At 40.7% G+C, this 13,120-nt stretch carries 11 protein-coding genes; 8 read left to right on the forward strand and 3 right to left on the reverse strand.

Annotation, left to right across the window (positions count from 1 at the left end; genetic code table 11):
* Window positions 1–2 precede the first annotated feature (2 nt).
* A complete protein-coding gene (locus FZC88_RS02140; RefSeq protein WP_148968587.1) occupies window positions 3–869 on the reverse strand; it encodes a mechanosensitive ion channel family protein in 867 nt (288 codons plus the stop codon).
* 358 nt (window positions 870–1,227) lie between these two features.
* On the opposite strand from FZC88_RS02140, the gene FZC88_RS02145 reads away from it, so the two are divergent.
* From FZC88_RS02145 to FZC88_RS02180, 8 genes are all read left to right on the forward strand, one after another.
* Complete coding sequence (locus FZC88_RS02145) at window positions 1,228–1,770, forward strand: peroxiredoxin (RefSeq protein WP_044337555.1); 543 nt, start codon at window positions 1,228–1,230, stop codon at window positions 1,768–1,770.
* A gap of 129 nt (window positions 1,771–1,899) precedes the next feature.
* Entirely contained in the window at window positions 1,900–2,355 is a 456-nt protein-coding gene (locus FZC88_RS02150; RefSeq protein ID WP_148993496.1) for a TlpA family protein disulfide reductase, read from the forward strand.
* 205 nt (window positions 2,356–2,560) lie between these two features.
* Window positions 2,561–4,315: an ABC transporter ATP-binding protein gene (locus FZC88_RS02155; protein ID WP_148993497.1), complete on the forward strand. Its 1,755-nt coding sequence runs from the start codon at window positions 2,561–2,563 to the stop codon at window positions 4,313–4,315.
* 4 nt (window positions 4,316–4,319) lie between these two features.
* Complete coding sequence (locus FZC88_RS02160) at window positions 4,320–6,149, forward strand: ABC transporter ATP-binding protein (RefSeq protein ID WP_148993498.1); 1,830 nt, start codon at window positions 4,320–4,322, stop codon at window positions 6,147–6,149.
* A gap of 406 nt (window positions 6,150–6,555) precedes the next feature.
* Window positions 6,556–6,759 (forward strand): nuclease-related domain-containing protein, encoded by a 204-nt coding sequence (locus FZC88_RS24700; RefSeq protein WP_397541172.1) that lies wholly within the window; start codon window positions 6,556–6,558, stop codon window positions 6,757–6,759.
* An 882-nt stretch (window positions 6,760–7,641) separates the two neighbouring features.
* Window positions 7,642–8,979, forward strand: coding sequence for a cytochrome ubiquinol oxidase subunit I (locus FZC88_RS02170; protein ID WP_148968592.1), 1,338 nt, complete (start codon window positions 7,642–7,644; stop codon window positions 8,977–8,979).
* 74 nt (window positions 8,980–9,053) lie between these two features.
* Window positions 9,054–10,067, forward strand: a complete 1,014-nt coding sequence (locus tag FZC88_RS02175) for a cytochrome d ubiquinol oxidase subunit II (protein ID WP_148993499.1) — start codon at window positions 9,054–9,056, stop codon at window positions 10,065–10,067.
* A 111-nt stretch (window positions 10,068–10,178) separates the two neighbouring features.
* Window positions 10,179–10,835, forward strand: a complete 657-nt coding sequence (locus FZC88_RS02180) for a potassium channel family protein (RefSeq protein ID WP_148968818.1) — start codon at window positions 10,179–10,181, stop codon at window positions 10,833–10,835.
* 49 nt (window positions 10,836–10,884) lie between these two features.
* Here FZC88_RS02180 and rnjA read toward each other — a convergent pair whose 3' ends face one another.
* A complete protein-coding gene (rnjA, locus tag FZC88_RS02185) occupies window positions 10,885–12,552 on the reverse strand; it encodes a ribonuclease J1 (protein WP_148968594.1) in 1,668 nt (555 codons plus the stop codon).
* A 3-nt stretch (window positions 12,553–12,555) separates the two neighbouring features.
* Window positions 12,556–12,762, reverse strand: coding sequence for a DNA-dependent RNA polymerase subunit epsilon (locus FZC88_RS02190; protein WP_148968595.1), 207 nt, complete (start codon window positions 12,760–12,762; stop codon window positions 12,556–12,558).
* Window positions 12,763–13,120 lie beyond the last annotated feature (358 nt).

Genomic DNA, 13,120 nt, shown 5'->3' on the forward strand with positions numbered 1-13,120 from the left:
CATTAGCTTTCTTTCTTCTCAATATAAACCTGATGAGGGTAAGGAATTTCAATTCCATTTTGGTCAAGAGCTTCTTTTAGAGCTTTACGAAGCTTCCGTTCCACTCCCCATTGCTCCATGTTTTTCGTTTTGCATAGCACTCTCAGTACTACATCTGAAGCGCCGAGTGTCTGAACACCTAACACATTTGGTCCATCTACAATATTGTCATCTTCTTGAGCGATCGTATCACAAACCTGCTGAAGCACGACCATCGCTTTGTCAATGTCATCATCATATGAGATCCCGATATCAACAAGTGCTCTCATATTTCCACGGGAATGATTGCTGACACTCGTTATTTCTCTATTTGGCACATAATGCAGAGTACCGTCGAACCCACGAATATGCGTCGTACGTAAACCAACCTCTTCTACAATCCCTGAGAAATTTCCAGTCGACACGTAATCCCCTACATCCACTTGCTTTTCCAATAGAATAAAGAATCCAGTCACTACATCACTTACTAAGCCTTGAGCCCCAAAGCCGACTGCAAGGCCAACAATTCCTGCTCCGGCGAGAATAGCCGTCACCTGGATACCGAAGATTTGTAAAATCGTGACAAAGAAAACAAAAATCAGGATGTATCCAATTATATTTTTTGAAAGACTTTGCAGTGTTTGGGCGCGACCTTCAGAAACATCATTTCTCTTTCTGTACTTATCAAAGACTCTCTCAACCACTTTGTTAGCTGCACCTTTCACGATAATGAAAGCAATCCAAATCGCTATTATCTGTAAGGCGCCAATTCCGATCGTCACCAATAGACCGCCCCAATTAAAATTCGAAAGTCGGTCACTTAAAGCACTAAGACCAAGTATGTAATTCAATCCAAAACATCCTTCCTTTTAAATAATGACCATTCTAGTATACACAATTCACCATAGGACATGTCAAAGAGTATATAAAAAAGCATATTGTTTTATTCCCCAGTTGAGAAATGGTAAACTTTATGTAGATGTTTATTCAAGCAGAAAAGTGAGTAAACTTCTACATAATAGGGAAAACCAAGTAAGGGATATTGTCAATAAATTATAATGATTTTAATATTAAATTGATTATAATTTAACATTGACTTAAAAAAACTAATCCTATATAATGAAACTTGTGATTCAAAAAGGACAGGCTGTCACGTCTTCCTTTTTCAGGTAAAATATTTCATTAAAAACTCATTGGAGGGATTCAATCATGGCAGAACGCATGGTAGGCAAACAAGCTCCACGTTTTGAAATGGACGCTGTATTGCCAAACAAAGAATTCGGTAAAGTGTCACTGGAAGAAAATATGAAAAACGATAAGTGGACAGTATTGTTCTTCTACCCAATGGATTTCACTTTCGTTTGTCCAACTGAAATTACAGCAATGTCAGACCGCTACGATGAGTTCGAAGATTTAGATGCAGAAGTTATCGGTGTCTCTACAGACACTATTCATACCCACTTAGCTTGGATCAACACTGACCGTAAGGAAAATGGTCTTGGTGAGCTAAGATACCCATTAGCTGCAGATACAAACCACAGTGTATCCAGCGAATACGGAGTCCTAATCGAAGATGAAGGTATTGCTCTTCGCGGACTATACATCATCAACCCAGAAGGGGAACTGCAATATCAAGTAGTATTCCACAACAATATCGGCCGAGACGTTGAAGAAACTCTACGTGTTCTTCAAGCACTTCAAACTGGCGGACTTTGCCCGGCAAACTGGAAGCCAGGTCAAAAAACTTTATAATCAAAATGAATAAAGGCCTAACCGTTTGTTAGGCCTTTTTCTTATCATGTTTATTTTTTCAGGAGTAGTACAAATCTATCCTGTGAACAATAGAAATAAGATCGAGACAAATTAAGGGAGGCCATATTAATGAAGCTTCGTGAACCGATGCCGGAATTAAACGGTGCTACAGAATGGTTAAATGGAGAAGTAACAAAGGGAGAGCTGGTAGGAGAAAAGCCGACACTTATTCACTTCTGGTCCATCTCATGTCACCTTTGTAAGGAAGCGATGCCACAAGTAAATGAATTTCGAGATCAATACAGCGATAAGCTGAATGTTATGGCTGTCCATATGCCACGCTCCGAGGATGATTTGAACCTGGATGAAATAAAGAAGGTAGCAGCTGAGCACGATATCACACAGCCAATCTTCGTAGACAGTGAGCATAAACTGACAGATGCATTCGAAAATCAATATGTCCCGGCTTACTATGTATTTGATAAAGACGGGAACCTTCGTCACTTCCAAGCGGGCGGAAGCGGAATGAAAATGCTTGAAAAGCGCGTCAATCGTGTACTCGATGAAATGAAAAAAAGCGAATAAGTTCAAACGAAATATGTGGGAATAGATCGGTCAAAAGACCGATCTATTTTTTTGGATTCATTTTTACAATTAATATGAATAATAAGACTAGAAGGATAATTCATAAAAAAGTAAAAAATTCTAAAAAAGGGTAGATAAATATTTCGAAAGCCGATATATTTATTAGTACGTTCTTTTTTTATGTAACGTTAAAGGGGGAGAAATTATGGATACATTCAAAAAATTGAAAGCCTTTTATTTGCCCTATAAAAGGCATTTTATCATTTCAATGATTTTCTTGATTTTTGTTACAGTGATCACTGTAGTCTATCCAATGATCCTGCAAATCACGATTGATGATGTGATTCTGCAAGGGAACTATCAGTGGATTCCGTATTTAGCATTTGGATTTATCGGCATTATGATCGTGAAAGGCGTTGCCACATTTATTCAGCAATACCATGGGGATCTATTCGGGATAACCTCGGTTTATCGGCTGAGAAACGAACTGTATGAAAAGCTTCAATTCCTTCCATTCAGTTACTACGATAACGCCAAAACAGGGGATCTGATGTCCCGTTTGACGGCAGATGTAGAAGCATTTCGTTTCTTTCTATCCTTTGGTTTTTCCGAACTGCTTCGCTTTTTCCTTTTAGTAACGGTAAGCTTTGGTGTTATGTTTTATTATTCGCCTCAACTGACATTCGTCACCCTCGTTTCGTTACCGTTTCTGGCAATTGCCGTATACAAATTTGATAAAGCGGTTCACCCTGCTTTCAGGGGTATCCGCAAATCATTCGGAAAACTGAATACGAATGTGCAAGAAAATATTTCAGGAATCAATACAGTAAAATCATTATCGAGAGAAGACCATCAAATTAACAAATTCAACCAATCAAATGGTGATTACAAAGATAAATACCTTTTCACCTCGGACATCTGGGCAAAGTACTTTCCTTTAATGGAGTTTCTGGGGAATGTAAGTGTGGTGACACTCCTCGCTTACGGTGGTTATCTTGTGATGAATGGCAACCTTCAACCAGGAGAGCTTGTCGCGTTTTACAGTTTAGTGTGGTACATTATCTGGCCGATCATGAATCTTGGATTTACGATTAACCTGTTTTCACAATCGAAAGCATCAGGGGAACGTTTACTCGAAATTCTTGAAGTGGACGAAGAGATAAAAGATCATCAAGGTGTTCTTCACGTCGATCGAATGAATGGAGAAGTAGAGTTTAAGCATGTGTCCCTGAATTATACCGTTCATGATGAAGCAGCCCTCGAGGATATTACCTTTAAGGCTGAACCCGGAAAAGTCATCGGTCTGATCGGAGGTACCGGCTCTGGTAAAACGAGTATCACCCAGCTTATCACTCGTTTCTATGAACCCGAAGAGGGAGAAATCCTCATCGATGGAAGGGATCTGAAAGATTACTCTTTAAAATCACTTCGAAAAAATATCGGTTTCGTCCTTCAGGAATCTTTCTTATTCTCTTCGACCATCAAGGCGAATATATCGTATGGACGACCGGAAGCAACAATGGAAGATATCATGGAAGCAGCAAAACGGGCACAAGCCCATGATTTTATTTCAGAATTGCCCGATGGCTACGACACAAGGCTCGGTGAAAGAGGTTTAGGTCTTTCAGGTGGTCAAAAGCAGCGGATTGCCATAGCCCGTGCGATTTGTACAGACCCATCGATCCTGATCCTCGATGACGCAACAAGCGCCGTAGACATGGAAACTGAATTCAGGATTCAAAAAGCGCTAAAAGAAGTCATGTCGGATCGAACGACCTTTATTATTGCCCATCGGATTTCATCCCTCAAGCATGCAGATGAAATACTCGTACTGGAAAACGGGAAAGTCGTCGAGAGGGGAGTTCATGACTTCCTACTGAAAAATAACGGGCCGTATCAACGAATCTATGATATCCAATACAAAGACCAGAAAAAAATATTACAAACTCAGGAAGGGTAGGTGAGTGGATTTGAGTCAGAAAAACAAAGTGAACAAAAGCGTATTAAGCAGATTCCATTACTCTACAGATCAAGTGATCGATAAGCCGTTTAACTGGGAGCAGCTCTACCGGTTATTAACGTATTTAAAGCCCTATTCTAAAAAACTCCTGCCCTTATCCATCATTACCGTTCTGATCACAACAGCAGTTCGATTGATCGTACCTATTCTGATTGGGGTATACACATTAGACAAAGCCATCAGGCAGAAGGATTCCAATTTACTATTTACACTAGTTGGAATTATCGCAGGACTCTATGTATTGAATTACGTTGCAAATGTGCTCAGGATCAGGTGGATGAATCAGCTGGGGCAAGGAGTTATCTATGATTTAAGAAAGCACTTATTCAGCCATGTTCAATGGCTATCCCATCGCTTCTTTGATCAGAGGTCAGCCGGTTCCATCCTGGTTCGAATCATGAATGACATTAACTCCCTTCAGGAACTATTTACAAACGGAGTTATTAATCTCTTAATGGATATCATCCTACTCATTGGAATCATCGTCATTCTCTTTACATTAAGTCCTGAATTAACACTTGCCGTCATGGTCATTCTGCCAATCATGTTTTTTATCTCAACCAGCTTACGAAAAAACATCCGCAGATCCTGGCAAATGGTACGACTCAAGCAATCGAAGCTGAATTCCCATCTGAATGAAAGCATTCAAGGGATCCGTGTCACTCAATCATTCACTCAAGAAAAAGAAAACATGGCCTTCTTCGATGGGGTAAACACGGAAAACTTCGATAGCTGGAGAACAGCCACAAAGAAAAATGCCATGTTCCGCCCGCTGGTAGAACTGACAAACGCAATCGGGACAGCTGTCCTCATATGGTACGGTGCCCATCTCATCCAAGGCGGCTCACTGGAACTGGGGGAATTTGTTTCATTCGCCTTCTACCTGGGGATGTTCTGGGAACCCATTTCAAGGCTCGGGCAAGTTTACAATCAACTACTGATCGGAATGGCTTCATCCGAGCGTATCTTCGAATTCCTCGATGAACAACCGATTGTAAATGAAAAAACGAATGCAGTGAACCTGACTGACATCAAAGGAAGAATACAGTTTGAGAATGTAGAATTCTCATACGATGACAAACGAAAAGCACTCCAAAACATCAATCTTGAAATGAAAGCAGGCCAGACCGTCGCGTTAGTCGGCCATACCGGATCTGGTAAAACTACGATCGCCAACCTGATCAGCCGTTTTTACGATCCGACGAATGGTGAAGTGAAAATTGATGGGGTAAACCTGAGGGATGCATCGGTTTCAAGCTTACGAAGTCAAATCAGCATCGTTCTGCAGGATACATTCATCTTCTCGGGAACAATCATGGATAACATCCGATTCGGGCGCTCTGATGCAACGGACGAAGAGGTTAAGAATGCCGCCGAAGCAATCGGAGCCAATGAGTTCATCGAGAAGCTTTCCAATGGATACGAGACCGAAGTGGAAGAACGGGGTAATGTTTTATCCGTTGGTGAAAGACAATTACTGTCATTCGCCCGAGCACTATTGGCGAACCCTCGAATCATCATATTGGATGAAGCGACAGCATCCATTGATACAGAAACAGAAGTCAAAATTCAAAAAGCATTGAAACGTCTATTGAACGGTCGGACCGCCATCATCATTGCCCACCGCCTATCTACGATCCGTGAATCGGACAATATCTTTGTTCTTGAAAATGGAAGAATCAAAGAATCCGGCAACCACGATGAGCTGATGGAGCAGCAGGGTGATTATTATGATCTGGTTAAATCGCAGTTCAGGATGTTGGATGCGATGTAAGTTTGGAGGAGCCCCGCACTGGTGTGTGCGGGGTTTTTTTGTTGTGATTGTGGTAGGGGAGTGGAGCGGGGGGTGTTGCGGAATTTGTCAGAATTTGCAGAACGGTCGGTATCGGAAAATAAGGTTGATATAATGAAAAAACGGTTGATAAATTCAAATTTCGGTTGATAAAACAAAATAACGGTTGATAAATCTCTATAACGGTCGATAAAAAATCATTACTGAAATTTTTCCAATAATAAAGGGAATTCTTGTTTGAAAGTAGAATACTATTAGTACCAAATTCGAAAGGAATGATAATTTGATCATTAAAGTAAGAGAAATCCCCCTAACTATCCTCTATTTTGAAGCCTTGTTAAGGAGGCTACCCGGAGAATCCCGCCTCAGATCCAAGATTGAAGAATACTTGCTTAAAGCTTGGGCAGGTTACCATGGAGAGTGTAAAGTAGACCGACAATTGAGTACAATCGATGATGAACACATGCTCGTCCATAACGATCTATGTATACCAATGGGAGAGAGTTTCTTTCAAATTGATACTCTTATTTTCACTAGAAATTTTATATTGATTTTAGAAATAAAAAATATAGCGGGATCCATGGAATACTGAACTCAATTTGAACAATTTTCCCGTACTCTTAATGGAGAAGTAACAGGCTTTCCCAATCCCCTCTCTCAAGCGAATAGATATAAGATACACCTCACACAATGGCTCCAAAAGAAAAAACTCCCTATTATCCCAATTGAATTTTTAGTTGTATTCACAAACTCTTCTTCATTAATATCTACCACTAGTCAGAGTAAGGATACTTTAGGTAGGGCTATCAGAATAGAGAATCTCGTTGCAAAACTTCTTACCATTCAACATAGCTGCTCTAATTCGAATTCAATTCTTGAAATGAAGGAAATTAAAAAAATTTCCAATTCCCTAATGAAGGAGAATGCTCCATATTCTAACTTTAACCAACAGCATGAAGGGATCATACGCGGTGTTATGTGTAGCCGCTGCGAGAGATTCAATATGGTACGTAACATGAGGTCTTGGTACTGTCCTGATTGTGGAGAATTTGACCGGAATGCTCACCAACAGGCTATTTATGATTACTTACTACTTGTAAACCCGAATATAACCAACAAACAAGCAAGAGAGTTCTTAGGTGTTGAATCCTCCAGAGTGGCCTATCATCTCCTAAATAACATGGACCTTTCTTCAAAAGGTAAAGGAAAAGGTCGAATCTACTCTCTCCCAAAAAACCTCAGCCATCAGTAAACTCTAGTAAAATTAAGCCCCATCCTCCCCAAGCAACATCATTGCCAACCACCCCAAAAACCTCTAAAATATAAGACAAATCAATGTTTGTGAAAAACGTCACAAAATATTCATGTTCAACATATCACAAACTCATTTTCAGGTTTTATAATGAACAATAAGTGATAAACAGTAGAAAAGAGTTGTTTACGATAGTAAGTAGATCAGTAGGGGGAGTATAGAATGGTATTAGATGGTGTGATTTTGAGTAGAATGCTCACTTCGACAACCCTTGCATTCCATATTATTTTTGCGACGATTGGGGTAGGGGTGCCGATTATGATTTCCATTGCGGAGTTTATGGGAATCAAACGAAATGATCCTCATTATCTTTTGCTTGCCAGAAGGTGGGCAAGAGGTTTTACAATTACGGTTGCGGTGGGGGTTGTAACGGGTACAGCCATAGGGCTGCAGCTGTCCTTATTGTGGCCTTCGTTTATGCAGGTTGCCGGACAAGTGATTGCACTGCCATTATTTATGGAAACATTTGCGTTTTTCTTTGAGGCTATCTTTTTAGGAATCTATCTTTATACTTGGGACCGTTTCAAGAATAAATGGATTCATTGGCTGTTGACGATTCCGGTTATGATTGGTTCTTCGGCTTCAGCGCTGTTCATTACAACTGTGAATGCGTTTATGAATACTCCTCAAGGATTTGAATTAGAGAATGGGAAAGCGATTAATATCGATCCGATTGCTGCGATGCTGAATCCTGCGACGCCTACGAAAGTGTTTCACGTATTGACAACTGCCTATTTAACATCGGCATTAGTGTTGGCGGCGATTACGGCATTTGCGATTCTTCGTAAGAGAGGCGGGGAGTATCATAAGAAAGCGCTGCGTTTAACGATGGTTTCTGCTTTGATTTTCGCTTTTGCCACTGCTTTGGCAGGGGACTTATCGGCTAAATTTCTTGCCGAGTATCAGCCTGAGAAGCTTGCAGCAGCGGAATGGCATTTTGAAACGGAAGAGAATGCTGACCTGATCGTATTCGGAACGCTGGATGAAAATAATGAGGTCCATAATGAGATCCGTTTACCTGGATTCTTAAGCTTTCTGGCCGGGAGTTCTTTTGAGACAGAGGTTATAGGTCTGAATGAATTTCCTGAAGATGAGCGGCCCCCTTTATGGGTTCACTATATGTTTGACCTGATGGTATCAATTGGGTTTTACAGTATCTTTATTTCATCGGCATTTATTCTATTCTGGAAGTGGAAGAAGCGGAATGAATGGAATAAGCCGCTTCTATGGGGAATTGTTGCGAGTGGACCACTTGCGATGCTGGCGATTGAATTCGGTTGGATTTATGCCGAGGTGGGTCGACAGCCATGGATTATGAGAGGGTATATGAAAGTGGCGGATGCGGCAACGAAAGCCGATGGAGTAGGCTTGACGTTTGCATTGTTTGTTGGCCTCTATATCCTTCTTGGCGTGATATGTGTGGTTGTACTGATAAAAATGTTTAAAAACAAGCCTGCAGAGGCGGAATTAGAACAACGTTTTCCAAAGAAAGCGAGTTAAGCAGATATATAAATACTTCTTCTTTTCAGGTGGCCTGAGAAGAAGGGGCTTGAAGCTTTAAGGGAGGAATGGGTATGAGTTTGGAAGTTGTGGGGATTACCGTATTGTGGATTTTCCTTTATGGTTATCTGATAGTAGCTTCGATTGATTTTGGAGCCGGCTTCTTCGCCTTTTATGGAAGAATGAAAGGCAAGGAGCATACCTTGAACGTGTTGATCAGCAGATACCTTTCTCCGGTATGGGAAGTAACCAACGTCTTTTTTGTCTTCTTCTTTGTGGGCCTAGTCGGATTCTTTCCTGACACAGCCTATTATTATGGAACGGCATTATTACTTCCGGGAAGTATCGCCATCATTTTATTAGCCATAAGAGGAAGTTTCTATGCATTCGGAAATTACGGGTCAAAGGACAATATCGTGTACCTGTTCTTATATGGGGCGACCGGGTTATTAATTCCTGCTTCCTTATCCACGGCATTAACGATTTCAGAAGGTGGATTTCTAGAAGAGAAGGGAGATAAGGTCATCTTCCTCGCCAAGGAGCTTTTTACCAGCCCCTATTCGTGGAGTGTAGTGGCCCTTTCCATTGTATCCGTGTTGTTTATCAGTGCGACATTTCTAACCTATTATGCCAACCGTGCAGGAGATATGGATTCCAGGGAGGAATTAAGAACGTTTTCCCTGTTTTGGAGTGCGCCTACGATTCTGGCAAGTTTAGTAGTGTTTGTATCATTGAGAGAGCATAATGCAGAGCATTTTGAGAAGGCGATTGATATTTGGTGGATGTTTGGGTTGTCACTTCTTTGCTTCTTTGGTGCATCGCTAATGATTTATATGCGGAAAAATTTTGGAACGGCATTCATATTGGTTATGATGCAGTTCTTCTTTGCCTTTTTTGGCTATGGTGCTTCGCATTTACCTTATATACTAAAACCATTTATTACGATAGAAACCAGTGTGACCAATCCAACGATGGGAATGGCCCTGGTCATCGTCTTTATAGCAGGCTTGCTATTATTGATTCCATCTTTATATCTGTTAATGAGGCTGTTTTTATTTGATGCAGATTATGTTAAAGGAAAGAAGTGATTAATTTTCAAACCTTTCTAAATTTAATACAAGAAACAACAGGGAGAAATTTCATTTTCTCCTTTTTTTTATGCTAAAATAAAGGATATAGAAAGTGCGGGGGGATGTATGGTGAAAAAAGAGTTTGTGGTTGTCGGATTGGGACGATTTGGGGGCAGTATTGTCCGTTCATTATCAGATCAAGGCATGGAGGTTATGGCGATTGATCAGGATGAAGACAAAGTAAATGAATTCTCTTCCATTGCCTCTCATGCGGTAGTGGCAGATGCAACGGACGAATCCGTTTTAAAAAGCCTGGGAATAAGAAATTTCGATCACGTCATTGTGGCAATTGGAGACGATATCCAATCGAGTATCTTAACCACCTTGATGATGAAAGAAATCGGGGTTAAAAAAATTACCGTTAAGGCTCAAAATGATTATCATGAAAAAGTATTGCGGAAAATAGGTGCGAACCAAGTCGTTCATCCAGAACGTGATATGGGAAGAAGGATTGCTCATAATATCGTTTCGAATAATGTATTGGATTATCTGGAGTTGTCGGATGAACACTCCATCGTAGAGATTGTGGCGAATGAAAATCTGAGTGGGAATTCATTAATTGATCTGGATATCCGTGCTCAATTTGGAATCAATATCGTGGCGATAAAGAGACAAAAGGATATTATTGTGTCTCCCCAAGCAGATGAACAAATTCGTGAAGGCGATATTCTGATTGTAATCGGTGCAGATACAGATATTAACCGTTTTGAAAAGAAGGTATTATAATAATAAAAAAGAGGCTGGCCCATATCGGGTCAGCCTCTTTTTTGATTGATCAGACTTCCATGATGATTGGTAAAATCATCGGACGTCGTTTTGTTTTTTCGTATAAGAATGGAGCAAGTGTATCTGTGATTTCATTCTTGATTTCTGACCATTGTGATGTTCTTCTTTCAAGAACCTTGTTCAAGTGTTTAGAAATAAGCGTTTGTGCTTCATTAATAAGGTCACCTGATTCACGCATGTATACGAAACCTCTTGAAATAAGGTCCGGACCGGAAGCAATTTTGAAATCCTTCATGTCGATGCTTACAACGACGATGACCAATCCTTCTTCTGAAAGGATGCGGCGATCACGAAGGACGATATTACCGATATCACCAATACCGCTTCCATCGATATAGACGTTTCCAGAAGGGATTTTTCCAGCTACCTGTGCTGAGTCATTGCTTAGTGCAAGGACTTCACCATTGTCCATTATGAAGCAGTTTTCAGGCTGTACGCCACAATCTACACCCAGCTGAGCGTGCATCTTCTGCATGCGGAATTCACCATGTATCGGCATAAAGAAGGTTGGGTTCATCAGGCGGAGCATTAACTTCATTTCTTGTTGTCCACCATGACCAGATGTATGGATATCACTTAATGGTCCATGAATCACTTCTGCTCCAGCACGATATAATAGGTTGATTGTACGGTTTACACTGATCGTATTTCCAGGAATCGGTGAAGAAGAGAATACAACGGTATCTCCAGGCTGGATCTGAATCTGACGGTGAGTACCGTTTGCAATTCTTGATAATGCAGCCATTGGTTCACCTTGGGAACCTGTACATAATATCGCCACTTCGTTCGCAGGTAAACGATTAATTTGGTTATGTTCAATGAAAGTATCTTTAGGAGCGTTAATATATCCTAATTCTTGACCGATTGTAATGGCCGCTTCCATGCTTCTTCCGAAAACAGCGACTTTTCTATTATGAAAGACAGCTGCTTCCACCACTTGTTGAAGACGGTGAATATTAGAAGCAAAAGTAGCGAATATAACACGACCGTCCACTTTGCGGAAAATGTCATTGATGCTTTCTCCGACCTTACGTTCCGACATTGTGAAGTTTGGAACTTCAGCGTTCGTACTATCAGATAGAAGACAAAGAACGCCTTCTTTTCCGATTTCAGCCATTTTGGTTAAGTTCGCGGGCTCACCGACCGGCGTGAAATCAAATTTAAAGTCACCTGTGTGAACAACATTACCAGGTGGTGTTTTCACAACAATCCCGTATGAATCCGGAATACTGTGAGTCGTTCTGAAGAAGGTTACGGACGTTTTGCGGAATTTAATGATGTCATCTTCTTGGATGACATTGAGTTTCGCATTTCTTAATAGACCGTGCTCTTCAAGCTTGTTTTTAATAAGTCCCAATGCGAGCTTCCCGCCGTATATCGGGATGTTTAATTCGCGCAGTAGATAGGGGATTCCACCAATATGGTCTTCGTGTCCGTGTGTCACGAAAAGGCCTTTGATTTTATCCGCATTCTTCACGAGATACGTATAGTCAGGGATTACGTAATCGATACCGAGGAGTTCGTCTTCAGGGAACTTGATTCCTGCATCGATCAAGATGATTTCGTCTTGGAATTGTACGCCGTATGTGTTTTTACCGATTTCACCTAAACCGCCAAGGGCAAATACTGCGGTTTGGTCATTCTTGACAAATTTCATTGATTATTGCTCCAACTCGAAAGAATGATGGTTTTCTTCATACTCTAAAAAAGCGCCCTCTAGCTTTTGTACGAATTCAATATTATACGGTTTGTCTTTTAATTTCAGACGTACTTCACGTTCTGAATCTGCTTTCATGTAAAGAGATTGAGTGCATTCGCGAACAGGCACTTCTGCTTTACTTTCTTGATAAAATACTTTAAAAATCATGTCTTTTCTCTCTCCTTATCCGTTTTCAAAAAATCTAACTTTCATCTATGATAAAAAAGTTATCAACTAACATAACATAAGCGGCGCCTATGCACCTATTGGCATATAACCAGTCTCCGGTTGAGGGATATGGTTTGACGAATAGGGCTTGACGCTGGAGCTGGACATTAGAGGGCTAGCTTCCCTTCTAATAGGTATAGGTATAGGTATACCATTATGGTCTGAACAGTTACTATGTTCATATATGGCTCATTTACGCCCTGTGGTAAAAAAACGATTGGTAAAGGAATCATTTCCTTAACACAGGGCGACCTTTCGATATGACAGAAAGGCTGGTGAAATCTATCTTTCACGAGAA

The organism is Rossellomorea aquimaris, from assembly GCF_008180865.1.
Classification (GTDB): domain Bacteria; phylum Bacillota; class Bacilli; order Bacillales; family Bacillaceae_B; genus Rossellomorea; species Rossellomorea yichunensis.